Raw genomic sequence first — 23,782 nt, forward strand, 5'->3', positions numbered from 1 at the left:
AATAATTAATTGCAATAAGTTATTAGCAAACTAAAAAGAGAACAGTTTTTATTCCTATTTTTACTGTTCTCTTTTACTATGATTGCAAGTTGTGTAGCGATAAATCTGTTGCTATAGTTCTATTAAGATGGTTTTACTAATATGGTTTAATATCAAATCAAAATAGCCTACCACACATAACGAATCATCAAATTGCTTTACTGAAAAATAAATCAACCTTACTGAGTTTTGCCATTGCTTGAATATAGGCCTTAATCTTAGGTGGAAAAACTAGACTTTTAACACACGTCAAATTTCGTAAAACGGGGAACAAACAGATATCATCTAAAGATAATTGTCCATTACATGCTTCTGGTGAAATAATTAGCAATTCAAGTTTATTTAACACAGTTAACACCTCTGCGACTAGTGCATCGGTTTGTGCCATACATTGATCAAATGATCCCATTTTTTCCTTTTTACTAGTAACAAAATAATCAATAGCACTTTGTGTCGCAAACTCGGCTAAACCTAATTTTATATATCGTGGACACACTAACTTATAATCATATTGCTGTAGTTGCTTTATGAGTTCAGCTATATTTGCTGATCTATTGCCAATTAAAATGGGGTTTCCACCATAATTGTTATCGACATAATCAACAATATCTAAACTTTCAGGCAGATAACTGCCATCGTCTTTCTGTAAAATCGGCGCCATCTTTTCACCAATCATACGCTCTGGCGATTGAAAATCATCACTAAGCAATACCTGTAGTTCAACTGGCACGTTTTTTAAACCAAAAATCATTCTAGCTCTTACACAAAAAGGGCAATGTTCATAAATATACAGTTTCATTTTTACTCCTTAAGTAATCAATCAACCAACATAAAAAGGCAATTCCCAAAAATAATAAAAAAAACTTACTTACAGCAAATAGTGCTTGGGAATAACCAATCTTTACAACATTAATAAAAGGATATGGATACAGATTGGTATAGTAACCTCGAATAAAAATATAAACACCATAGCCAATCATTGACAATGACGCCCCCATAATGACTTTTAAATTAATTCGTCGAAATGGTCCAAAAATAAACCAGCTCAATAATCCCAAAACAGGAATAATCACATGTAAACTTTCATTCGCAATTTTCAATAATACATTAGGTGGCGGTGTATGGATGCTTCTTAACACTAGGTTATATACAATAGTCGTTATCATCACACCCGCCAATCCATTCAAACGAATAACTTTAAAACTGTATCGATGACAGTTAGGATTGATAGCTAGCCAAAAACAACTCAATGCTAACATTAAATTTGATAAAACTGTAAAGAAACTATAATAATAAATTAATCGCCCTATTGAAGATTCGGGTTGCCAAGGACGAAATTTAGTATGCCAATAAATGTAAGTTTCCATGGCAATAATAGAGATTGCAAATAGCGCAATAAAAATATTAATAGTTCGTTTTAACATAATGCCTTTTAATATAAATAGTACAAAAAACAACTAAAAGTGCAGTATATAGTAATTAATAAAAAAATCATAAACTACCTCTGTTTAAAAGATAACAAATAGACAAAATCTACAACTTATTGACAGTTAGTATATAATGTCAGAATAAATGTAATGTAGAGATGATATTGATGTCGAATCACGACACACCGCCCCAAAATAAAATATTAATAGAACAATTTTTAGATTCTTTATGGTTAGAAAGGAATTTAGCTGAAAATACCATTGCGTCTTATAAGTTAGATTTGCTGGCATTAAGTCAGTTTTTACAACAACAAAATGTCACATTTTTGTCTGCTCAAACAGTTAATCTACAAGCATTTTTAATGCAACGGGTGCAAGATGGGTATAAAGCAAGTAGTTCTGCAAGATTACTTAGTGCAACTAAACGTTTTTTTCAATATTTATATCAAGAAAACTATCGTGCAGATGATCCTTCAGCGGTATTATCATCCCCCAAGCTTCCCAAAAAATTACCTAAAGATTTAACCGAATCACAAGTGGAGGCATTACTTGAATCGCCAAGCATAGACGATCCGATTGAACTTCGAGATAAAGCAATGCTTGAAGTACTTTATGCAACCGGTTTACGTGTATCTGAATTAGTGAATTTAGAAATTAGTGATGTTAGCCTACGGCAAGGTGTTGTAAGAGTGATAGGTAAAGGCAATAAGGAACGTTTAGTACCGCTGGGTGAAGAAGCGGTTTATTGGCTTGAATATTATTTTAAATATGGCAGAAATGATCTTCTAAAAACAGGGCCTGTTGATGTTCTTTTTCCTAGTCGATTAGGAAAAAAAATGACACGTCAGACCTTTTGGCATAGAATTAAATATTATGCCGTATTAACAGGCATCAATATTGAAGCACTTTCACCTCATGTGCTTCGTCATGCTTTCGCAACGCATCTGCTTAATCACGGTGCAGATTTGCGTGTTGTGCAAATGTTGCTTGGGCACAGTAGTTTATCAACGACGCAAATTTATACGCATGTGGCAACTGAAAGATTAAAACAGTTACATAGTAAACATCATCCTCGAGCATAATACTCAAAAAAATAAGGGTAATTGAATGAAAAAATTAGGTTTAGCTTTAGCTTTAATTTCAACCTCAGTATTAGCGAGTAATGCTGATATAACAAAAGCTTTAAATAAATTAGGTTACGACAGTAAGGCGTTAAAAATTACTAATAGCCCAATACAAGGGCTTAAAAGCGTTTCTACGCCTGATGGTATTTTTTATGTTACAGAAGATGGCAAATATTTAACTCAAGGTTCTATTTATAATGTTCAAGGTAACTATCCTGAAAATATTGCCAACAGTAATAACCTTAAACTAATGCAAACAATTGCAAAAGATGCCATTGTTTATAAAGCTAAAGATGAAAAATACATTATTTCCGTCTTTACTGATTACACTTGCCATTACTGTAAATTGCTACACGAAAATATTGATAAATATTTAGAAGCAGGTATTTCGGTACACTATTTTGCCTTTCCTCGAGCAGGAGATAAAAGCGATGTTGGTAAAAATATGCAATCTATTTGGAGCATGAAGGATCGCAAAGCCGCATTTGAAAACGCCTATAAAGGCAATAAAATTTCACCAGCTAGTAGTATGATTCCTTACATTACACAACAATTTAATGTTGGGAAGCGACTTGGAATTAGTGGTACACCAGCAATTATTTTACCTAATGGCGAGCTTGTTTCTGGTTATGTACCAGCAGATAAATTGATTGAAATTTTAGATAAAAACAAGTAAATAACTGATTACCGCTGTTGAAATATAATATTAAACTCAATGTTAGCGCTAATGCGCTAGCATACAAAATATGAAAAAAAATAAATTAAGACATCGTAAATTACCTGATGGATATCCAAAATTTTCCGAGGATATTCCATTATTATTACAGCGAGTTTATGCATTACGTGGGGTGACTAGTATGCAAGAGCTCGACTATACCACACGCAATTTGCACAATTACGACACATTAGATGGCATTAACAAAGCAGTTGAAATTCTTTATTTAGCAATGAAGAATAATCAACGGATCATGATTGTTGGCGATTTTGACACTGATGGTGCTACTAGTACTGCTTTAACCGTTAAAGCCCTTAAAAATATGGGGTGCCAATTTGTTGATTATATCATTCCTGATCGTTTTGATGATGGATATGGGCTAAGTATTTCAATTGTAAAAAAAGCGCTATTAAAAAATGCGCAACTCATTATTACTGTTGACAACGGTATTTCTGCTGTTGAAGCTGTCGATTTTGCCAAGCAGTCAAACTTGTCAGTGGTTATTACCGATCACCATTTATGTCCAGAACGGTTACCTGATGCAGATGCTATAATCAATCCTAATTTACCTAATTGCGTGTTTCCTTCTAAGCATTTAGCTGGAGTGGGGGTGGCTTTTTATTTCATGCTTGCTTTACGAGCCAAATTACGGCAAGAAAATTGGTTCATGGACAATAAGTTAACCGAATATAATGTGACGAATTTATTGGATTTAGTTGCTTTAGGTACGGTTGCTGATGTGGTTAAACTTGATCATAACAATCGTATTTTAGTTCACCAAGGTATAAATAGAATTCGATCTGGCTATTGTAGCGAAGGTATTAAAGCCTTATTGCATATAGCTAAGAAAGATCCTGCTTCGATTACATCAACTGATTTAGCTTATTATATAGCACCTCGATTAAATGCTGCGGGAAGAATGGATAATATGACATTAGGCGTTGAATTATTACTTTGTGATAATTATGATTTAGCCATCAATAAAGCAGTAGATCTTGATAATCTCAATCGTGATAGAAAATTGATTGAACAAACAATGCATAAAGAAGCTTTATTGTTTATTCAAGAAATTGAAGAGCAAAATATACCAATTCCTAACGCACTGGTGTTTTATCATCAACAGTGGCATCAAGGTATTATTGGTATATTATCTTCTCGTTTAAAAGATAAATATCATCGACCAGTTATATCTTTTGCTTCAACCCAAGATGGTTTTTTAAAAGGCTCTGGACGCTCAATTAAAGGCGTTCATTTACGCGATCTACTTGATGAATTAAATCAGCGACATCCTGATTTAATCGTTAGCTTTGGTGGACACTCAATGGCGGTTGGTTTAACTATTCACGAAAAAGATTTAGCGCATTTTACAAGTTGTTTTCAAGCACTTTTAAATACACAAGTCGATTCTGATTTACTAGAACATATTATTGAAACAGACGGTGAAATAGATAGCCAAGACTTTACTTACGCAACCGCCAAATTGTTAAAAAAATCTGGTCCTTGGGGCGAAGGGTTTGATATGCCTATTTTTGATGGTGTATTTGTTATTCATCAGCAACGGTTAATTGCAGACAAACACCTTAAATTAGTATTAGAGCCACAAAATGGTGGCCCATTTATTGAAGGCATCTGTTTTAATGTCAATCGACAACAATGGCCTGATCAGTCGATAAAAAAAGTAGAATTAGTTTATCATCTGGATGTAGATGAATTTCGGGGTAACCAAGCTCCACAATTACTGATAAAATATCTATGGCCTATCGCCTAAGCAATTAGAATGGATTATAATTTGACAATTATGCTTAAGTTACATCTAATTACGATGGTTATCTAACATCATCAACATAAAATTTACGCAACGTTAAGGATTCAAAATGCATATTCATATTCTTGGAATTTGTGGTACATTTATGGCAGGGATTGCATTAATAGCTCGCTCGCTAGGTCATAAAGTAACAGGTTCAGATAAAAATGTTTATCCACCAATGAGTACACTGTTACAAAAAGAGCACATTGATATTATTGAAGGATATGATCCATCACAACTCACCTCTACACCTGATTTAGTCATCATCGGCAATGCCTTATCAAGAGGTAACCCTTGCGTTGAATATGTCTTAGATAATAACATCCCTTATATTTCTGCGCCACAATGGTTACATGATAACGTTTTGCGCGATCGTTGGGTTATTGCTGTTGCTGGAACACATGGCAAAACCACAACCGCAGGTATGGTCAATTGGATTTTAGAAAAACTAAATTATAAACAAGGTTTTGTTATTGGTGGTGTACCGGGTAATTTTGATGTATCAGCCCGATTAGGGGAAGGGAACTTTTTTGTGATTGAAGCTGATGAATACGATTGTTCATTCTTCGATAAACGTTCCAAGTTCATGCACTACTGTCCTAAAACACTTATTATGAACAATTTAGAATTTGATCATGCCGATATTTTTGATGATCTTAGCTCAATTCAAAAACAATTCCACCATTTGGTTCGTTTAGTGCCAAGCAAAGGGTTAATTATTTCACCACAAGAAGATGTAAATTTAAAACAAGTATTGGCGAAAGGTTGCTGGAGCGAGCAAGTCTTTACTGAGTCTGAAACAGGCTGGTTGGCACAGCGCATAAATAACGACGCAAGTCGTTTTGCAGTTTACTATAACAATGCAAAAGTAGGCGAAGTGAAATATTCCTTAGTGGGCGAACATAATATGCATAATGCATTAATGGCAATCGCCGCAGCACATAATGTAGGCATTGATCCAGCCGATGCTTGTTTAGCATTAAGTTCATTTATCAATGCCAAAAGGCGGCTAGAACTCTATGGTGAAATAAATAACATCGAAATCTACGACGACTTTGCTCATCATCCAACAGCAATTTTAGCAACATTAGAGGCATTACGTAGTAAAATTGGTGCAAATCGTCGCATTTTAGCTGTTCTTGAACCTCGCTCAAATACCATGAAGCTAGGCATATCTAAAGATGAACTAGCACCATCACTAGGTCGTGCTGACGAAATCTTTATCTTTCAACCAGAACAATTGCCTTGGTTAGTTGCCGATGTTGTTGATGCTTGTATCCAACCTGCTCACTGGACGGGTGATATTGATTTACTTGTTGAAATGATAACCAAAACAGCTCGCCCAACCGATGCCATTTTAATTATGAGTAATGGTGGCTTTAATGGCATCCATAAAAAGATCTTAGAAAGCTTAGAAAAGCAACAAATCAAAGCTCATGAAAACGAACAATTAATTCAATAACAGTAGATGATATGTCACATACTGTGGCATATCATACCTAAAAGATATTTTATGAATGAAACTGCCGAAATGATTGCTATGTTATGTCGCAGAATAAAAATAGCAAGAATTGAAAAAAATTTATCTCAGCAAGAACTGGCTAACAAATCTCAAATCGGTATTGCGACAATAAAACGCATTGAACAAGGCGAATCCATTACATTACAAACATTAATTGCGGTTCTTCGTGGGTTAGATGAACTGGATCAACTGAATAATTTGCTTGCCTATAATGAAGTGATTCATAAAACATCAATGGAGCAACTTAAGCGGAAAAGAAAATACCGTACAATAAAACAAGAAAAGGTGGATGTGTTGGTTGAGAATGATTTTTTGCGTTCTAAAGTCAATACCATGCGCTGGAAACATTAAATGCAATTTAAGAAAGTTCAATTTAAGAAAATACAATTTAAAGCAATATAATTTAACGAAATATAATTTAAGGTTTCGCCGATTGCATAATCGGCGAATTTGACACAACAAATAATCTCAACTTAGCTACAATGAACGGTAATGGCAAGCCCCCCGCGTGATGTTTCTCGGTATTTTGCATTCATATCTTTTCCTGTTTCATACATAGTTTGAATCACTTTATCTAAAGATACTTTTGCCGCAGTTGTTCGCCTTAGAGCCATTCTTGTTGCATTTATCGATTTTACCGCGGCAATAGCATTACGTTCGATACAAGGTACTTGCACTTGACCTGCAACTGGATCACAAGTTAATCCTAAATTATGTTCCATTGCTATTTCTGCTGCCATGCAAACTTGCTCAGGATTACCACCTAACAGCTCAGTAAGTCCAGCAGCAGCCATAGAGCAAGCTACGCCAACTTCCCCTTGGCACCCGACTTCTGCACCAGAAATGGATGCATTAATTTGATAAAGTTGCCCTATTGCACCACAAGTTAGGAAAAATCGAATATAAATATCAGGAGTAACTGGATTAATAAACTTATCATAATAAGCAAGCACAGCGGGTATAATGCCACATGCACCATTTGTTGGCGCAGTGACCACCCGTCCACCCGCTGCGTTTTCTTCACTAACGGCAAGTGCAAACATATTTACCCAATCAATAATTACCATAGGGTCACTAATAATTTTGTCTTTAGTGGTGGATAATTGACGATATAACGAAAATGCCCGACGCGGAACTTTAAGCGATCCAGGTAATAAACCTTCAGTATTCATTCCACGGTTAATACATTCCAAAATAGTTTGCCCAACGCGAGAAAAATAATTTTCGATTTCTTCATAAGTGTGCAATTGCAACTCATTTTTCATCATAACGCTAGAAATTGATAAGGCATTATCTTCACAATGTTTTAATAATTCTTGAGCTGAAATAAATGGGTAAGGCAGTTTTACTGCATCTTGCTCTTGCTGGCCGAATTGCTCTTCTTCAACAATTTGACCACCACCTACAGAATAGTAAGTTTTTTGAAATAATAAGGTATCACCGTTATAGGCACTTAAAGTCATACCATTTTCATGTAATGGTAAAAATTTAGAATGAAATACCATGCAACTATCTAATGGGAAATCAATTTCGTAGGAATGATTATAAATAGGTAAACGGTGCGTTTGGCTAAGTTTTTCGATAAAATTTGGGATATTATCAATATTTACAGTATCAGGCTTTTCACCCGCTAATCCCATAACAATAGCAATATCTGTTTGATGCCCTTTACCTGTTAGCGACAAAGATCCATAAACATCAGCCACAATTTTTGTCACTGATGACATCATTTGTTTATTAATTAGTTGATCTATAAAAGCTTTACCCGCTCTCATTGGTCCTACTGTATGTGAACTTGAAGGCCCAATACCAATTTTAAATATTTCAAATACTGAACTCATAATTTTCCTTTTTAATGCCAAGTATAAATAAATATCATAGGCATAGTTATATTTTTGTAAATTTATCTTTGCTAATAAAATGCTAAACAAAAGTATCAACAAATAACCTCACTTTTGGGATTACGAAAATAAGTTTTTAATTCTCATTAGTGGTTAATGCTTATTGTACCCATTGTTTATTTTACTAGTAGGATAACCTACAGACTATTTTGTCCACCGACGAATGTCGATGGATTTCATACATACATTAATTAAATAGGTGATTATTACCTATTAGGTAATCTTTATAATAAATTATAGATAGCCGCAGAAATTGCAACTAATCCCATAACAACAATAAATACATTACTTAATTTTCCACGATATTTTGCCAATGCTGGGATTTGATGAATTGCATACATAGGCATTAAGAACAATAATATAGCTAAAATAGGTCCACCAAGTGATTCAATAAGCGCTAAAATGCTTGGATTAATTGTTGCAATTCCCCACGCTGTTACAAACATAAATGCAATGGCTAGTTTATCAAGTTTCTTTTCTGAAATCGTTTTGTTACGGCTACGTAATATTTTTTGCACAAGACCGTTAAAGCCTTCTTTACCACCAAGATAGTGACCTAAAAATGATTTAGCCATGGCAATAAAAGCAATTGGCGGCCCAATGTATTCAATAACTGGCGAATTAAATCGATTAGCTAAATAAGATAAAGTCGAGATATTTTGTGTTTTTGCTTCTAAAAGTTCAGCTGGCGATAAGCACAGAGCACAACTAAAAACAAAAAACATAACAGTCACAACCATCATTATGTTACTGGCAGCAATAATTTTAGTACATTTCGGTTCTGCATAAATATTGCCATATTCTTTACGTTTAGCAACAGCTAATGAGGAAATAATGGGAGAGTGATTAAACGCAAAGACCATAACGGGAATAACCAGCCAAAGTGTCATTAATATACTATGTCCACCTTCACTATTAAGGCTAAAGGATAAATTACTGCTATTCCATTCAGGGATTAAAAATAAAGCTAGCATCATTAAAACCGCAATAAAAGGGAAAACTAAAACGGACATCACTTTAACAATCAGCTCTTCACCAAAATGAACAATTGACATTAAGAATGCAACTAAAACAAACGAAAGCAAAGCACGGGGTATTGGCTGCATACCTAGTTGATTAACCATAAAACTGTCTACTGTATTGGTAATACCAACACTATATACCAATAATATTGGGTAAATGGCAAAAAAATACAGCACCGTTATCCAAATTCCTGCGGTGCGCCCAAAAGACTCTTCTACAACAACAGTAATATCGCCATTACTGTTTTTTCCTGATAGAACAAATCTACATAAAGCTCGGTGGGCAAAAAATGTCATTGGAAAGGCAAGAATCAACATAACTAATAATGGAATCAATCCACCAACACCTGCATTAATGGGTAGAAAAAGCACTCCAGCACCAATTGCGGTACCATAAAGACTAAGCATCCATAAAGTGTCGCTTTTTCGCCATTTTGGTAATGTTGATTTATTGTTTGAACTGATAACATTTTCGTTATTCATTAACTTACTCATTGGGTACTACTCCTTAATTAATATTCTGCACATATGATATCAATTTAACGACCTTTCTAAAGTGATCGTTATCACATAAATAAAAAAATATTAAATATAATCAATATTATGCGGGTATCTATTTTGATGCTTAGTAAAATTAAAAATAAATAAAGTATCAATTTTGATTCAAAAAGTTCGAAACTAGTGACAACTGAAAGCAAATTAAAAAGGAAAGTTAAGGTGATAATCAAATATTTTGGAAAATGTTGTCTGTTGAGATCAAACGTTTAACTGTGCTTAGTACCTAAAGTTAATAGTGGGTTGGAAAATATCGGCTTATCAAAATGGGGGGGTTGGTCATTACTGAAAGTGTGTCTTTAGGCGATTATTTTAATCATGAAATGTAAGCGACTGAGCGTTTTTTACAAAGTATTAATTATCAAATTGGCACAATGACCGATTAATCTAAAACAGAGTCATAATAACAGGTTATTCCTGTCTCTAAATGCTCAATTTCTAACTCACCACCTGTTAAAATTCCACCGTCAGAAAAATAACTTGGCTTTTTTTTGAGGGTTGCTTTTCCAAAGAGTTTATCATTGTCATAAAAATACCCTTCTTTACTAATTTTATAAGAATCATCTGGTTCTATCAATCCTGTGCCACAAGGACAATTGATAGAATCTACCCAATCACCATCTTTAGTTTTACACCCGTCTCCTCGCCAGCCAAAATCTAAAATTTCATCATAACTTAAATCCATTAAATGATATTTGGTTATTTTCACAGGATAATAGAGTATAGCAAAGACTAATAGCAGATAAATAATATGCGATATTTTTAATTTTTTTAGTTTCATTATTTTCATAACCACTTACTTTCTTATTAAATTATTCGTATGAATAAAAAGTACATGTTATACCTGTTTCTAGATCCTTTACATACAGCTCACCTCCTGTAAATCGCTCAAAAGAAATATAATCAGGTTTTTTCTTCAAATAAATTTTTTTCATCATATCACGGCCAACAATATAGCCATTACCTTCTTTTTGGATATACATGTCATTGTTTTTATATGGGCTTATTTGATTGCAAATAGAACAATCTTTACTGTAATCATACTCACCACTATCTGATTCACCAGAGTAATAGCACATGTCATCATAAATCCACATATATTCCATTATTTTGTCATAACTAAAATCAACTAAATAATAGGTAATCAATTTAATTGGTTGGTATAGTACCAAAATTACAAAAACGGTGGTAACGAAGTGCGATAAATTTAATTTCTTCATATTGATTTTATTGTATTGTTTATATTGGTTAATTTATTATAAATGTTTTTGACTATCAATAATTGCCAATAAAATTACTTTAGTGTTATGCAAGGTACTGCTAAACTAGCTTACATTTTTATTATATTTAATACATCAATTATTTTTTAGGATAAATGTATGCGAACCAGTAAATATCTTCTTTCTACGTTAAAAGAAACCCCTGCTGATGCAGAAGTCATTAGCCATCAATTAATGTTACGTGCCGGTATGATCCGTAAAGTTGCCGCAGGGTTATATACTTGGCTTCCCACTGGTTACCGTGTACTTAAAAAAGTAGAAAATATTGTCCGTGAAGAGATGAATAAAGCTGGCGCAATAGAAGTATTAATGCCAGTTGTACAGCCTGCTGATATTTGGCAAGAAAGCGGTCGTTGGGAACAATATGGACCTGAGCTATTACGAATCAAAGATCGTGGCGACCGTGACTTTGTATTAGGTCCAACTCATGAAGAAGTGATTACTGATTTACTGCGTAATGAAGTTAGCTCATATAAACAATTACCTCTTAATGTGTATCAAATTCAAACTAAATTCCGTGACGAAGTGCGTCCTCGCTTTGGGGTGATGCGTTCGCGTGAATTTATTATGAAAGATGCTTATTCTTTCCATACTTCACAAGAATCATTACAAGAAACTTATGATGATATGTATAAAGCCTATAGCGCTATTTTTACACGCGCAGGCTTAAACTTTAGAGCAGTACGTGCTGACACTGGCTCAATTGGTGGTAATTGGTCTCATGAATTCCAAGTGCTAGCTGATAGTGGGGAAGATGATATTGTTTTCTCAACGGAATCAGATTATGCCGCTAATATTGAAATGGCGCAAGCTTTAGCACCAACACAACAACGAGCAGAGCCAACTAAAGCGATGGAACTGGTTGATACTCCCAATGCAAAAACGATTGATGAATTAGTTCAGCAGTTTAATTTGCCAATTGAAAAAACGGTAAAAACCCTAATGGTAAAAGCAACTAAAGAAAGCGGTCATCAGTTAGTGGCATTATTAGTTCGAGGCGATCATACTTTAAACGAAATCAAAGCGGAAAAAATTGATATCGTTGCTTCACCCCTTGAATTTGCAACCGAAGAAGAAATTCGTGCTTTAGTTAACGCCGGTCCTGGTTCATTAGGTCCAATTAATTTAAACATGCCAATTATTATCGATCGTGATGTTGCTGTTATGAGCGATTTTGGCGCAGGCGCTAATATTGATCACAAACACTATTTTAACATTAATTGGGAGCGTGATGTTTCCCTACCACGTATTGAAGATATCCGTAATGTGGTTGAAGGCGATATGAGTCCTGATGGCAAAGGTACATTACAAATCAAACGTGGCATTGAAGTTGGGCATATATTCCAACTTGGCACAAAATATTCACAAGCCATGAAAGCGACAGTGCAAGGCGAAGATGGGCAAAACCATGTGATGATTATGGGATGCTATGGTATTGGGGTTAGTCGTATTGTAGCGGCAGCTATTGAACAATGCCATGATGATCGAGGTATTATTTGGCCAGAAGCTATTGCGCCATTTAGTGTTGTGATCATTCCAATGAATATGCACAAATCAGAAAAAGTGCAAGCGACAGCCGAAAAACTTTACGCAGATCTGCAAGCAGCTGGCATTGAAGTGCTTTTTGATGATCGTAAAGAACGTCCTGGTGTCATGTTTGCTGATGCTGAATTGATCGGTATACCTCATACCATTGTCATTGGTGAGCGTAATCTTGATAATGGCGAAGTGGAATATAAACACCGTGCTGGTGGCGATAAAGAAATGGTAAAAGTTGATAATATTATTGAATTTATCAAAACTCGTTGCAAGCTAGCTTAACATTAAGATAACTTGCTAACTAGTTATAAAACATAATAAAATTGGGGATCATTACCCTCAATACAACAGTAATTAGCTTATTACTGTTGTATTGTTATTATTTAGCTGCCATAAAGCCAATACTAATTAACGACTAGCGTAACGTGATTTTTTTGCAAAACTACTTTTAATTTTCAAAAATAAACATCCACAAATACTTAACAAAGAAAATGTTGAGTATAAATTCAAAGTGATATTGTTCTTTTTTTCGGCTAAAATAAATCAATAAAAATCTTACATCAATGGGTTGAAATAATGTTAAAAAAAGCCATCGCATTTGCACTATCTACCTCGTTATTATTACAAAGCTCGTCCATTATTTATGCTGATAATATTAACCTACCCGATATAGGTACCGCTGCTGCTACAACATTAAGTATTGGCCAAGAAATGGAAATGGGCGATTATTATATACGAATGTTGCGAGCCGATGCTCCAATTATAAACGACCCTGTTTTAAGCCAATATATTAATGATTTAGGTAAAAAATTAGTTGCTAAATCAGAATCAGTAAAAACCCCTTTTCATTTCTATATTATGAAAAGTGATATACTTAATGCATTCGCTTTTTTTGGTGGAAATGTTGTCATTCATTCTAAGCTCATATTAGATACCGATAATGAAAGCCAATTGGCCTCTGTTATGGCTCACGAAATTGGTCATGTCACCCAACGGCATTTAGCCAGAGCGATGGAAAATCAAAGTCGAAATAGTCCTTATGTTTGGGGGGCAACGTTAGGCTCTTTATTGCTAACATTAGCGAATCCGGAAGCTGGCATGGCCGCGATGACAAGCACCATGGCAGGCTCAACTCAAAATATGATTAGTTTTACACAAAGCAATGAGCAAGAAGCTGATCGTGTCGGTTTAAGAACGCTTGCCAAAGCAGGGTTTGATCCTTATGCTTCATCGGAGTTTTTACAAAAGCTGGCTGATCAAAGCCGTTTTAGTAGTAAAGCGCCTGAGATATTACTTACTCACCCATTACCCAATAGTCGATTAACGGATATTCGCAATCGCTCAATGCAATACAGTAAAAAAAGTGTATCGCCATCATTAAATTATTATTTAGCAAAAGCACGATTAGCAATCTTAATAACTAAAAATAAAAATGCTGCTAAACGATTACTTGAAGATTACAAAAAGATCAATAACGAACAAACTAAAATAGCTGTTAATTATGGTAACGCATTAGCTGACAACTTGAGTGGTAATAACCAAAAAGCAAAACAGCAGTTACAACCGTTATTAGACCGCGATCCAAATAATATTTGGTATATTGATTTAATGACTGATATTGATTTGGCGCTCAACAATAACGATGCAGCCATTACTCGCTTACAAGCTGCATTAAAAAAAGCCCCAGACAGCTCAGCTTTGCAATTGAATCTTGCTAATGCATATATAAAAAATAGAAATTACCAACAAGCCGTCACGTTATTGCATCGCTACACTTTTGACCATAATGATGATACCAATGGTTGGGATTTACTCGTTACAGCTTATGGTGGATCACGTTCAAGGGCTCAAGAAATGAGTGCTAAAGCAGAGTTACTTGCATTAGAAGGTCAACTCCAACAATCAATACAATTACTACAAAATGCGAAAAATCAAACCAAAGGCAATCAAACAATGATTTCTAAAATCGATGCAAGAATTAATCAATTAAAACAGTTGCAAAAACGTTATGCTGTTTATAAACGATAACAAACTTTAATGATCATATCTCGACTAATTCTTGCAATAATATTAGTCGAGAAAATGATAAACCAGGTTATTTTTAAGACAAATGATCTACATTGTTGAAGAATTTTACCGTAAATGCTCCTTCAGGATGCTCATGGCTTTGTTTATAATTAACCAAGCTAATGCTAGTATTTAGCATTCGAGGAAAATAATTTTCATCACGATGTAAGCGCCAATCGCCACCATTTAAAACACAAAGTAAAATTCGTAATACTGTCCCATGTGACACAACCAAAATATTGCCCGTATCTTGAGTCGCGTTTTGAACAATGGTGTTTAATCCTTGCTTCATACGCGTTAGTATATCAAGATAATTTTCACCTTGATTAACTGAAGCGTCGAAATTAGCTGGATCAGTTAAATAGGTCGTAAATTCAGGAAACGTCTTTTTCAACTGAGGGACATGTTTACCTTCCCAAATGCCAAAATCCATTTCACGCAGATCGGCAAGCTCAAAAGTGGGAATAGTAAGATTATTTTCTTTAACAATATAATCGCGTGTTTCCATCGCACGTTGTTGTGTACTTGAGTACGCTTGCATAAAAGGAATATCTTTTAAATATTGCCCTGTTATTTTAGCACCCAAAATGCCTTGTTCGGTTAACGGTGAATTTTGAGATCCTTGCATCTGATCTTTAATATTCCATTCCGTTTGGCCATGTCTAATTAAGTATAAATTAATATCTTTCATTCGCACTTACTACCTTGTTTATTTTAAGAATCGGTTCGCTTATATTTATCTTTTCTAAGATAGGCTAAACAAGCCTGTAAAGTATCATCCATCGGTGCATTTAATTGCATCTCTTGTAAGCTTTTAGGATGAATAAATTTAACACTTGCTGCATGTAAAAATAATCGATTAAGCTTTGTTCCTGCTAACAATGCATCAAATTGTCTATCGCCATAGCGATCATCAAAAGCAATTGGATGGTTGGCATATTGTGTATGAATGCGGATTTGATGTGTTCGCCCAGTAACGGGACTTGCTTTTATTAAAGTTGCAAAATCAAACCGCTCTTCAACTTTAAAACGTGTTTCTGATGGCTTACCGTCTTTATCGACTTTCACGACTCGCTCACCGCTTTTTAACACATTTTTGAGCAATGGCGCTTGTATGACTTTGCAGTCAGAAGACCAGTTACCTTTAACCAAAGCTAAATAGTTTTTCTGCATTTGTTTAAGGCGTAATTGTTCGTGTAAGGATTTTAATGTGGAGCGTTTTTTAGCAATTAATAGTACCCCTGAAGTTTCGCGATCAATGCGATGCACTAGTTCTAAAAACTTTGCTTCAGGTCTTAAAGCACGTAATGCTTCGATTACCCCAAAACTTAAACCACTGCCACCATGTACGGCAATACCGGATGGTTTGTTAATCGCCAATAAGACATCATCTTCATAGATAATCGCTTTTTCTAAATCGGCGACTTTATTTAGCTTGGTTGAAATTTCTGGCATGGCTTTTTCTGTCATTCGAACAGGTGGGATTCGAATTTCATCGCCAATATTTAATTTATATTCAGGTTTGATCCGTTTTTTATTAACACGCACTTCACCTTTTCTTAAAATGCGATAAATCATACTTTTTGGCACACCTTTTAAATAGGTGATTAAAAAATTATCAATACGCTGTGTCGCATTTTCTTCTGAAATAGTAACAAATGAGACTTGTAATTTTGTTTGTGGAACTGTTGAGTCCATAGAAAATGATTAATCCGCTATCAATAAATAAAGTCGTTTACATTATAAAAAAATAAACTACACTATCGTAATTAAAAAATAAGATAGATTATATTCAGTATAATTAAAGAAGAAAGATTATAACGGAATATGGAGGAATAAAATAGTATGTTATTACTGCTTAATCAATACTCAAAAGGTAGATTTGCTTGGTTCTTATTGTTCTTTTCCACACTTGCTTTTGAAATAATCGCGCTTTATTTTCAACATAGCTTAGGGCTTGCTCCTTGTACGCTTTGCATTTACCAACGTTGTGCTATTTTAGGCATTATGCTAGCTAGCATTGTTGGGCTCATTGCTCCTCGTAACATTATTGTTCGATTAATCGGTATTTTAATTTGGATGATTAGCGCTTATAAAGGCTTTTTGCTAGCAACATTTCATGCCCATTTACAATTTGAACCTAATTTAAGTGATACTTGTTCGATTAACGCTCAATTCCCTTCGTGGTTCCCCTTAGACTCGTTGCTTCCTAGTATGTTTAAAGCTTATGGCTCTTGTGCCGATAAAATTTGGACATTTTTAACTATCGAAATGTCACAATGGATGATTATTATTTTTGCTTGTTACCTGATTTTTGGTTTAGCTGTATTAATTTCACAGATATTCCCATCGCCAAAAGGTTCAATCTGGAATAAGTAACTTTATTTATAAAACTGGCACTTTTTGTTGAGTTTGTTAGAATGTGTGGCAATTTTATTTTACGAATTGTCACATATAAATGCTTTTAGAATATCACCCGCCTATCGAACCTTGGCTGTCCATTTTACATCAAGATGACCATATTGTGGTTGTCAATAAACAACCTGGTATTTTGTCAGTTTCAGGCAATAAACCACAATTTATTGATAGCATTATTCATCGTTTGCAACAAAAATATAGCTATGTCGAATCCGTTCACCGGCTTGATATGGCAACCAGCGGTATCATGGTTGCTGCACTGTCAAAATTAGCTGATCGCGAAATAAAAAAACAGTTTCGAGAACGTATCCCTAAAAAAATTTATATCGCGGTCGTACATGGGCATCTTGAGCAAGATATTGGCCGTGTTGAGTTACCATTAATTTGTGATTGGCCTAATCGCCCAAGACAAATGGTTGATTTAGAAAATGGCAAACCTGCGCTAACTGAATATCAAGTGATATCCAGAAATCCAGACAACACAACTCGCATAAAATTATTCCCATTTACAGGCAGGTCGCACCAATTACGTGTTCACATGCAAGCCATCGGCCATCCCATTTTAGGTGATAAATTCTATGCTCATCCTGATGCTTTTGCGATGTCAAAAAGGCTGCTATTACACGCTCAATTGTTGACGATTAATCACCCTAAAACAGGTGAAAGTATGACATTTAGTTGCGAACCTGATTTTTAAAAATTCAACATAAAATTAGCAAGTGTGGGCTACAACCAGCTCAAGCCAATAATGAATAAACAAGTAATATAAAGGAAGTCAAAATGCAAAAAATTGTGTTAGCAACCAATAATCAAGGCAAGGTCAATGAATTGCAACGGTTACTCACTGATGCCGGTTTTGATATTGTTGCACAAAGCCAATTTAATGTACCTGATGCTAACGAAACAGGTTTAACATTTATTGAAAACGCTATTTTAAAAGCACGACATACCGCTAAATTAACAGGACTGCCGTCCATTGCTGATGACTCTGGCTTATCGGTAGATGCTCTTGGCGGTCAACCAGGAATTTATTCTGCGCGTTATGCTGGTGAACACGGTAATGATCAAAGCAATAATCAAAAATTATTGGATGCATTAAACAATGTTCCCAAAGAAAAACGTACTGCCTACTTTTATTGTGCACTGGTGTTTATGCGCCACGAAAATGATCCAACACCAATTATCTGCTTAGGAAAATGGCATGGTTTAATCTTAACTGAAGCACAAGGCGACGGTGGATTTGGTTACGATCCGCTTTTTTATGTGCCTGAATTGGGTTGTACAGCGGCACAACTAACCAAAGAACAGAAAAGCCAAATATCGCACCGAGGTCAAGCACTAAAACAATTGATTAGTAAAATTAAAACTGAATATTAATTATTCACTATATTATGTATACTCGAAATTGCATATTAATAAGTAAACAGTATATACTTAATGCATCAATGATATCGGAGTTAATATTGTGATTTTACTGATAGTAAGTGGTCGCTCTGGTTCTGGCAAATCCGTTGCCTTGCGAGCGCTAGAAGATATGGGATTTTATTGTGTTGATAATATCCCCGTTGTTTTATTACCTCAATTAGCCAATTCACTAAAAGACAATAATACCCCTGTTGCTGTTAGCATTGATATCCGAAATTTACCTGAACAATTTGATTTTAATAGTGATATCTTTCAACGCTTACCCGCATCAGTTACACCCGAAATTATTTTTTTTGATTGTAGCCCAAATACCTTAATTCGACGTTATAGCGAAACTCGACGTACGCACCCATTAACTAATCAACAATATTCTCTTGAAGAAGCCATCGATTTAGAAGAAAAATATCTAGAGCCGTTAAAATCGCATGCAAGCCTAGTTATTAATACCGATAATCTTTCGGTTCATGAACTATCTGATATACTAAGATCGCGTATTTTAGGTAAAAAAGAACGAGAATTAACGATCATTTTTGAATCATTTGGCTTCAAACATGGTTTACCTGTTGATGCGGATTTTGTGTTTGATGTTAGGTTTTTACCTAACCCTCATTGGGAAGTTAGTTTGCGTCCACTAACAGGATTAGACAAACCTGTTAAAGACTATTTATTAAGGTATGAAGAAGTCTCAAATTTCATCTATCAAACCGCTAATTACTTAAATCAATGGCTACCGCTGTTAGAAAAAAATAACCGCAGTTATCTAACCATTGCTATTGGCTGTACAGGAGGGCAACACCGTTCGGTCTTTATTGTTGAACAATTAGCTGAATTTTTTAAGGCACAAAATAAACAAGTACAAATTCGCCATCGAACGTTAGAAAAGAAACCATGATTATTCATTCTCAGTAGCAAGGGTTGATAATTCTTCAAATCGTTCTTTGCATTTATCAATAATATTTTGGCATTTATCCGCAATATTTTTCAGTATTCTTTGGTATTTAGCTGGATAATTCGTTGCATTAGGCGATGATGTAACTAATTTACCAACTTTAACTAATTCAATATCCGCAGGTAACTTAGCAAGTTTTGCTTTTAATACATTAATCGTTTGTGGATGTGGATGTCCAATAACAATAGCAACGCCTTTTTTACGCGCTAATTTGACGGCTAAATCAAATTGCCGGCTAATTGCTCGCTCAGTTTGCTCATCATCTAAAAATACATCACGCGCTAGCACTGGAACATCATAATAACTGGCAGCCTTTTTTATTTGTGTTCGGCCAATTGTTTTGCTATCTAAAAAAAACATTGAATGCGGGCTTAATGCCTTCATCACATTAGTCATTCCGTTAAGATCTGCTGTCATCAAACTGCCCATATGGTTATTAAAACCAATAGCATGTGGCACACGCTCAATTGCATTATTTACAATCCGACTTATTTGCGCTTCGTCCATTGATGGAAATAAAGTGTCTTTTTCTAGTCGCTGTTTGCTAAGTGGTGCCATAGGTAAATGAATTATTACATCATTACCATGTTGGTGAGCAATATTAGCCATACGCGCAGCATTTGGTGAGTTAGGTAACACAGCTACAGTGATATTAGGTGAAAGCCTAATAACTTGCTCTTCATTATGCTGACGATAACCAAAATCATCAATAACAAGTGCAAGCTTAGCCGCCCAAACACAATGTGTATTTAGCGCAAAGACAATTATAATAAAAATAGTTATAAAACAACGCACTATTTTAACCATCCACTTGGATCAAGCGCCTTACCATCACGGCGAATTTCAAAATATAACGCTGGGGTGCGTTGACCGCCACTGGATCCTACCAGCGCTATAGCTTGCCCATGGAGGATCCTATCGCCCACCTCAACTAACATGCGTTGATTATAACCATATAAACTCATATCACCTTTACCATGCTCAAGTGCTACAACAAAACCATAACCTTGTAGCCAACTGGCTAAAATAACTCGACCATCAGCAATGGCTTTAACTTGAGTACCATCTTTAGCATTAATCACCATTCCTTTCCAATACAATTCCCCTTGTAGCCGCTCACCAAACCTATGCGCAACACTACCGCTAACTGGCCAATTAAATTGGTGTTGAGGTTTTCCTATACCACTCACACGCGCCATTAAAGCTTGCTCGTCAGGATTCGGGATGTAACTTTTATTTTTTTGTTTTTCTTCAATATTTTTTGCTTGTTTTATTTCTTCTTCTGCTATGCGCTTGCTTTCTTGCTTTGCTTGGGCAATTTTAGCTTGTAACTTAGCTTCATTATTACGCAAATCCATTAATTTTTGTTGATTAACTTGCATCGCTGAATCAAGATCGGTTATCGTGCTTTGTCGATTTTCGCGATTTTTTTCAAGTTCTGCTTGTTGCTCTTTCTGCTTGCTTTGTAATGTTTTATGCGAAGATTGTTTTTTTTCTAATTGCGCACGCTTTTCAGTCAATTTAGCTTGCGTATCTTCAAGAGCTTGGATTTGCTGTTGCCTTGCTTCATTAATATAAGCATAGTAAGTCATTATACGATTATTACGCTCACTTTTCTCGCCAGAAAAAATCAGTTCTAACCCTGTCATATTACCTAGTTTAAAAGCACTCTCAAGTTGTTTGGCTAATACGCTCCGTTGCTGTTTTTGTTTTATCGTTAATTGCTCAATTTGCTTAACTAAACTATTAATCTCTTGATTGAGCTTTCTCAGTGATAAATCATTTTTTTCAACAGAAGTTAATAGTTTAGCTATTTCGGTTTCTTGCTCTTTCAGTGCATTAACAAGCTTTGACCGTTCTTTTTTTTGCTGGGCTAAACGCTTTTCTTGCTCCTCGATAGAGTGGCGTAAAGATTGCAGTTGCTTATTATCGTCCGCATACAAATAATGAATTTGTAACATTCCAACAATAACAATAATAACAAATTTTTGATAAATAGACATGAAATTGTCTTTATGATTTATAACCAAGCAATAAAAATGGTGTCACTATACCGATAAATAGACAAAGATGCAAAACGAAAACAACCTATCAAATTATTATCTTTTTTATATGAAGTGTTTATCGGTGATTAACCGTATTGTAACCTTAGCTATTTTTTGCTGTTTTGGCATGTTTTTTTGCGATAGCTTTGCTTTGGAGCGGCTGCCGTTTGCAAATAAAATTAACGGTTGATGATAACGTTCGAGCAGGAGAGGGCGAAATCTAGCACGGTTGCGTATGGTTGTAGAATATAGCTTATGGCTATTCAGCTCTGTTGCTGAGTTTTAAGACAATGGCACTGAATTGTTTCTAAAAAAACTGCATCTTGTTCAGTCGATAGCACATTCTAACGCCGAATAAGGCGCAGCGTTAGCCTTTTGGGTAAAAATGTTGATTTTTATAAAAATAAAAACTTAAATAAAATCAATGCTTTTTCTGAAGTGTTTTTAAGATCTAAAATGCCTTGTTTTGGGGGCGTTTGGTATTTTTAGCATTAAGCCTCCCTCTTTATTGTTTACGTATAAATTGTTTATGTGTAAAGAGGGAATGCTATTGTGTTTATCTGTTTTCTAAAATCCTACTGACCTTGATCAGATAGTTGCGTGATTCTTGAGAAACATGAGAAGTGACTAATTTTTGATAAACTTGTTGTGGTGTCATTGAGTTTATAATACGGATAGCTTTGTTGCGATCTTTATCAAAAGTAGACAATACACTACCAGCCCCACCATTATAGGATGTAATCATGGCATATCGCAATGATGTTGGGTTATTAATTCCTGCTAGATATTTAGTTTTTAGCAAGGACAAATAGGCCGTTCCCATGTCAACGTTATTACGAGGATCGAGTAAGAATTTTCGGCTTGGCTCTCCTGATTTGCCACGTAATTTAAAAATATCACGGCCAGCGGTGTGTTGTTGTACTTGCATGAGTCCCAGTGCATCAGTGCGGCTAACCGCATATGGGTTAAATGCTGATTCAACTTCCATAATTGCTAAAATCAAACGTTCATCAATCAAATGGCGATTAGACGCTTCAGAGACAAGTGGTAAAAATTTTCGTGCTCGTTGATTGATGTGGTTAGGAACCAGTTTAATTTCAACATAAGTAATTTGATGTGAGCCTGATTTGCGCTGTTTCAAATTATTCGCTAATACATAATCAGCAAAGCTGTTGGCTCTACCACTCCAACGGATAGGTTGGTGCTCTTGATCTAATACCTGATTGTATAAAAATGGATCTTGGGATAAATCTCGGCTAATTTTATCACGACGAATAATATCGACGGGCTCTGACATCAGTAATGTTGAAACTATCGCTTCTTTCAAATTACTTATTGGTGAATCAGACAGCGTTTCGATTGTGATCACCCCCGAGACAAAGTTAATATGAACACGTGTTTGCAGATTATCTTCATATTGAACATAGTCTTTAGGACCTGCAATAAGGACTTCTTTTGGCCCCCAGATTTGTTCAATGTTATTGGCATACTGGCTAATTAAAATATTGAAAGCATTAGTATCTTTAGCGTAATAATCGTTATTATTCGATTTTTTGCTCGGGCAACCAGTTAAAAGGCTTGTGATAATAAATAACGCAATGATTTTTTTGTTTTTTTTCATTTTGCATCTCAATTTTGGGGTTTATATCCATCAATCAGAATCTCTCTACCTTCAAATAGAAACTTGACCATTTCTGCTTCAATTTTTTTTCGGTGTTCAGAATTCATCATATTGAGTTTATGTTCGTTAATTAGCATAGTTTGTTTTTTAAGCCATTCTTGCCATGCTTGTTTGGATATTTCATTAAAAATACGTTTACCAAGCTCTCCTGGGTATAGTTGGAAATCTAAACCTTCTGCTTTCTTTTTTAAATAATGGCAATAAATAACACGACTCATTTTTATCTCTTTTAAGTACAATTAGCAAACGATGGCTGATTATACCTG

The 23,782-nt window shown here is 35.0% G+C and carries 23 protein-coding genes; 11 read left to right on the forward strand and 12 right to left on the reverse strand.

Annotation, left to right across the window (positions count from 1 at the left end; all coding sequences use genetic code 11):
• Positions 1-187: 187 nt before the first annotated feature.
• Both grxB and A9G30_RS05785 read right to left on the reverse strand, forming a co-directional pair.
• On the reverse strand, positions 188-838 hold the full coding sequence (gene grxB, locus A9G30_RS05780) for a glutaredoxin 2 (RefSeq protein ID WP_065588340.1): 651 nt from the start codon (positions 836-838) through the stop codon (positions 188-190).
• Complete coding sequence (locus A9G30_RS05785) at positions 819-1,463, reverse strand: Pr6Pr family membrane protein (RefSeq protein ID WP_065566518.1); 645 nt, start codon at positions 1,461-1,463, stop codon at positions 819-821. The genes grxB and A9G30_RS05785 overlap by 20 nt, the downstream gene beginning before the upstream one ends.
• A gap of 170 nt (positions 1,464-1,633) precedes the next feature.
• Here A9G30_RS05785 and xerD point away from each other — a divergent pair, with 170 nt between their 5' ends.
• The 5 genes from xerD to A9G30_RS05810 all read left to right on the forward strand — a co-directional run bounded on the left by xerD (position 1,634) and on the right by A9G30_RS05810 (position 6,985).
• Positions 1,634-2,548 (forward strand): site-specific tyrosine recombinase XerD, encoded by a 915-nt coding sequence (gene xerD / locus A9G30_RS05790; protein WP_065588341.1) that lies wholly within the window; start codon positions 1,634-1,636, stop codon positions 2,546-2,548.
• 25 nt (positions 2,549-2,573) lie between these two features.
• Positions 2,574-3,266, forward strand: coding sequence for a bifunctional protein-disulfide isomerase/oxidoreductase DsbC (gene dsbC, locus A9G30_RS05795; RefSeq protein WP_065588342.1), 693 nt, complete (start codon positions 2,574-2,576; stop codon positions 3,264-3,266).
• Positions 3,267-3,336: 70 nt separating this feature from the next.
• Positions 3,337-5,073: a single-stranded-DNA-specific exonuclease RecJ gene (gene recJ / locus A9G30_RS05800; RefSeq protein WP_065588343.1), complete on the forward strand. Its 1,737-nt coding sequence runs from the start codon at positions 3,337-3,339 to the stop codon at positions 5,071-5,073.
• A 106-nt stretch (positions 5,074-5,179) separates the two neighbouring features.
• Positions 5,180-6,574 carry a UDP-N-acetylmuramate:L-alanyl-gamma-D-glutamyl-meso-diaminopimelate ligase gene (mpl, locus tag A9G30_RS05805; protein WP_065588344.1) on the forward strand — a complete coding sequence of 465 codons (1,395 nt, stop codon included), beginning with the start codon at positions 5,180-5,182 and terminating at the stop codon, positions 6,572-6,574.
• 51 nt (positions 6,575-6,625) lie between these two features.
• Positions 6,626-6,985: a helix-turn-helix domain-containing protein gene (locus A9G30_RS05810; RefSeq protein ID WP_065566523.1), complete on the forward strand. Its 360-nt coding sequence runs from the start codon at positions 6,626-6,628 to the stop codon at positions 6,983-6,985.
• A 122-nt stretch (positions 6,986-7,107) separates the two neighbouring features.
• Here the strand turns inward: A9G30_RS05810 and A9G30_RS05815 are convergent, their stop codons facing one another.
• The 4 genes from A9G30_RS05815 to A9G30_RS05830 all read right to left on the reverse strand — a co-directional run bounded on the left by A9G30_RS05815 (position 7,108) and on the right by A9G30_RS05830 (position 11,332).
• On the reverse strand, positions 7,108-8,475 hold the full coding sequence (locus A9G30_RS05815) for an L-serine ammonia-lyase (RefSeq protein ID WP_065588345.1): 1,368 nt from the start codon (positions 8,473-8,475) through the stop codon (positions 7,108-7,110).
• Positions 8,476-8,759: 284 nt separating this feature from the next.
• Complete coding sequence (locus tag A9G30_RS05820; RefSeq protein WP_065579806.1) at positions 8,760-10,040, reverse strand: serine/threonine transporter; 1,281 nt, start codon at positions 10,038-10,040, stop codon at positions 8,760-8,762.
• 454 nt (positions 10,041-10,494) lie between these two features.
• The gene (locus A9G30_RS05825; protein WP_065572375.1) at positions 10,495-10,902 is read right to left on the reverse strand and encodes a hypothetical protein; all 408 of its coding nucleotides are present in this window, start codon (positions 10,900-10,902) and stop codon (positions 10,495-10,497) included.
• Between the two features lie 22 nt (positions 10,903-10,924).
• Positions 10,925-11,332, reverse strand: coding sequence for a hypothetical protein (locus A9G30_RS05830; protein WP_141672016.1), 408 nt, complete (start codon positions 11,330-11,332; stop codon positions 10,925-10,927).
• Between the two features lie 159 nt (positions 11,333-11,491).
• Here A9G30_RS05830 and proS point away from each other — a divergent pair, with 159 nt between their 5' ends.
• Both proS and A9G30_RS05840 read left to right on the forward strand, forming a co-directional pair.
• Positions 11,492-13,213: a proline--tRNA ligase gene (proS, locus tag A9G30_RS05835; protein ID WP_065566527.1), complete on the forward strand. Its 1,722-nt coding sequence runs from the start codon at positions 11,492-11,494 to the stop codon at positions 13,211-13,213.
• A gap of 294 nt (positions 13,214-13,507) precedes the next feature.
• On the forward strand, positions 13,508-14,959 hold the full coding sequence (locus A9G30_RS05840) for a beta-barrel assembly-enhancing protease (RefSeq protein ID WP_065588346.1): 1,452 nt from the start codon (positions 13,508-13,510) through the stop codon (positions 14,957-14,959).
• A gap of 73 nt (positions 14,960-15,032) precedes the next feature.
• Here the strand turns inward: A9G30_RS05840 and A9G30_RS05845 are convergent, their stop codons facing one another.
• Together A9G30_RS05845 and rluC are read right to left on the reverse strand one after the other, a co-directional pair.
• Positions 15,033-15,689, reverse strand: a complete 657-nt coding sequence (locus A9G30_RS05845; RefSeq protein ID WP_065588347.1) for a histidine phosphatase family protein — start codon at positions 15,687-15,689, stop codon at positions 15,033-15,035.
• A gap of 23 nt (positions 15,690-15,712) precedes the next feature.
• On the reverse strand, positions 15,713-16,696 hold the full coding sequence (gene rluC, locus A9G30_RS05850; protein ID WP_065588348.1) for a 23S rRNA pseudouridine(955/2504/2580) synthase RluC: 984 nt from the start codon (positions 16,694-16,696) through the stop codon (positions 15,713-15,715).
• A 147-nt stretch (positions 16,697-16,843) separates the two neighbouring features.
• On the opposite strand from rluC, the gene dsbB reads away from it, so the two are divergent.
• From dsbB to rapZ, 4 genes are all read left to right on the forward strand, one after another.
• A complete protein-coding gene (gene dsbB, locus A9G30_RS05855) occupies positions 16,844-17,377 on the forward strand; it encodes a disulfide bond formation protein DsbB (protein WP_065588349.1) in 534 nt (177 codons plus the stop codon).
• Positions 17,378-17,456: 79 nt separating this feature from the next.
• Positions 17,457-18,113 carry a bifunctional tRNA pseudouridine(32) synthase/23S rRNA pseudouridine(746) synthase RluA gene (rluA, locus tag A9G30_RS05860; protein ID WP_065588350.1) on the forward strand — a complete coding sequence of 219 codons (657 nt, stop codon included), beginning with the start codon at positions 17,457-17,459 and terminating at the stop codon, positions 18,111-18,113.
• A gap of 83 nt (positions 18,114-18,196) precedes the next feature.
• Positions 18,197-18,793 carry an XTP/dITP diphosphatase gene (locus tag A9G30_RS05865; protein ID WP_065588351.1) on the forward strand — a complete coding sequence of 199 codons (597 nt, stop codon included), beginning with the start codon at positions 18,197-18,199 and terminating at the stop codon, positions 18,791-18,793.
• Between the two features lie 88 nt (positions 18,794-18,881).
• Positions 18,882-19,733: an RNase adapter RapZ gene (gene rapZ / locus A9G30_RS05870; RefSeq protein ID WP_065588352.1), complete on the forward strand. Its 852-nt coding sequence runs from the start codon at positions 18,882-18,884 to the stop codon at positions 19,731-19,733.
• On the opposite strand, the gene A9G30_RS05875 is transcribed toward rapZ, so the two are convergent.
• From A9G30_RS05875 to A9G30_RS05890, 4 genes are all read right to left on the reverse strand, one after another.
• On the reverse strand, positions 19,734-20,597 hold the full coding sequence (locus tag A9G30_RS05875) for a divergent polysaccharide deacetylase family protein (protein WP_065588353.1): 864 nt from the start codon (positions 20,595-20,597) through the stop codon (positions 19,734-19,736).
• Entirely contained in the window at positions 20,585-21,793 is a 1,209-nt protein-coding gene (gene envC, locus A9G30_RS05880) for a murein hydrolase activator EnvC (protein ID WP_065588354.1), read from the reverse strand. Before envC ends, A9G30_RS05875 begins: the two co-directional genes overlap by 13 nt.
• A gap of 598 nt (positions 21,794-22,391) precedes the next feature.
• Positions 22,392-23,456, reverse strand: coding sequence for a membrane-bound lytic murein transglycosylase MltC (gene mltC, locus A9G30_RS05885; RefSeq protein WP_065588355.1), 1,065 nt, complete (start codon positions 23,454-23,456; stop codon positions 22,392-22,394).
• 8 nt (positions 23,457-23,464) lie between these two features.
• Entirely contained in the window at positions 23,465-23,734 is a 270-nt protein-coding gene (locus tag A9G30_RS05890) for an oxidative damage protection protein (protein WP_065588356.1), read from the reverse strand.
• Between the last annotated feature and the right edge of the window lie 48 nt (positions 23,735-23,782).

Source organism: Gilliamella sp. Fer4-1, from assembly GCF_001690515.1.
Classification (GTDB): Bacteria; Pseudomonadota; Gammaproteobacteria; order Enterobacterales; family Orbaceae; genus Gilliamella; species Gilliamella apicola_C.

What these genes read in the sequence shown, in the direction of transcription:
- proS (WP_065566527.1), top strand. Translation starts at nt 11,492, where the DNA reads ATGCGAACCAGTAAATATCTTCTTTCTACGTTAAAAGAAACCCCTGCT.
- grxB (WP_065588340.1), bottom strand. Translation starts at nt 838, where the DNA reads ATGAAACTGTATATTTATGAACATTGCCCTTTTTGTGTAAGAGCTAGA.
- mpl (WP_065588344.1), top strand. Translation starts at nt 5,180, where the DNA reads ATGCATATTCATATTCTTGGAATTTGTGGTACATTTATGGCAGGGATT.
- A9G30_RS05840 (WP_065588346.1), top strand. Translation starts at nt 13,508, where the DNA reads ATGTTAAAAAAAGCCATCGCATTTGCACTATCTACCTCGTTATTATTA.
- A9G30_RS05830 (WP_141672016.1), bottom strand. Translation starts at nt 11,332, where the DNA reads ATGAAGAAATTAAATTTATCGCACTTCGTTACCACCGTTTTTGTAATT.
- A9G30_RS05815 (WP_065588345.1), bottom strand. Translation starts at nt 8,475, where the DNA reads ATGAGTTCAGTATTTGAAATATTTAAAATTGGTATTGGGCCTTCAAGT.
- recJ (WP_065588343.1), top strand. Translation starts at nt 3,337, where the DNA reads ATGAAAAAAAATAAATTAAGACATCGTAAATTACCTGATGGATATCCA.
- A9G30_RS05875 (WP_065588353.1), bottom strand. Translation starts at nt 20,597, where the DNA reads ATGGTTAAAATAGTGCGTTGTTTTATAACTATTTTTATTATAATTGTC.
- envC (WP_065588354.1), bottom strand. Translation starts at nt 21,793, where the DNA reads ATGTCTATTTATCAAAAATTTGTTATTATTGTTATTGTTGGAATGTTA.
- xerD (WP_065588341.1), top strand. Translation starts at nt 1,634, where the DNA reads ATGTCGAATCACGACACACCGCCCCAAAATAAAATATTAATAGAACAA.
- A9G30_RS05890 (WP_065588356.1), bottom strand. Translation starts at nt 23,734, where the DNA reads ATGAGTCGTGTTATTTATTGCCATTATTTAAAAAAGAAAGCAGAAGGT.
- A9G30_RS05785 (WP_065566518.1), bottom strand. Translation starts at nt 1,463, where the DNA reads ATGTTAAAACGAACTATTAATATTTTTATTGCGCTATTTGCAATCTCT.
- dsbB (WP_065588349.1), top strand. Translation starts at nt 16,844, where the DNA reads ATGTTATTACTGCTTAATCAATACTCAAAAGGTAGATTTGCTTGGTTC.
- rluA (WP_065588350.1), top strand. Translation starts at nt 17,457, where the DNA reads ATGCTTTTAGAATATCACCCGCCTATCGAACCTTGGCTGTCCATTTTA.
- rluC (WP_065588348.1), bottom strand. Translation starts at nt 16,696, where the DNA reads ATGGACTCAACAGTTCCACAAACAAAATTACAAGTCTCATTTGTTACT.
- A9G30_RS05810 (WP_065566523.1), top strand. Translation starts at nt 6,626, where the DNA reads ATGAATGAAACTGCCGAAATGATTGCTATGTTATGTCGCAGAATAAAA.
- mltC (WP_065588355.1), bottom strand. Translation starts at nt 23,456, where the DNA reads ATGAAAAAAAACAAAAAAATCATTGCGTTATTTATTATCACAAGCCTT.
- A9G30_RS05825 (WP_065572375.1), bottom strand. Translation starts at nt 10,902, where the DNA reads ATGAAAATAATGAAACTAAAAAAATTAAAAATATCGCATATTATTTAT.
- A9G30_RS05865 (WP_065588351.1), top strand. Translation starts at nt 18,197, where the DNA reads ATGCAAAAAATTGTGTTAGCAACCAATAATCAAGGCAAGGTCAATGAA.
- A9G30_RS05820 (WP_065579806.1), bottom strand. Translation starts at nt 10,040, where the DNA reads ATGAATAACGAAAATGTTATCAGTTCAAACAATAAATCAACATTACCA.
- dsbC (WP_065588342.1), top strand. Translation starts at nt 2,574, where the DNA reads ATGAAAAAATTAGGTTTAGCTTTAGCTTTAATTTCAACCTCAGTATTA.
- A9G30_RS05845 (WP_065588347.1), bottom strand. Translation starts at nt 15,689, where the DNA reads ATGAAAGATATTAATTTATACTTAATTAGACATGGCCAAACGGAATGG.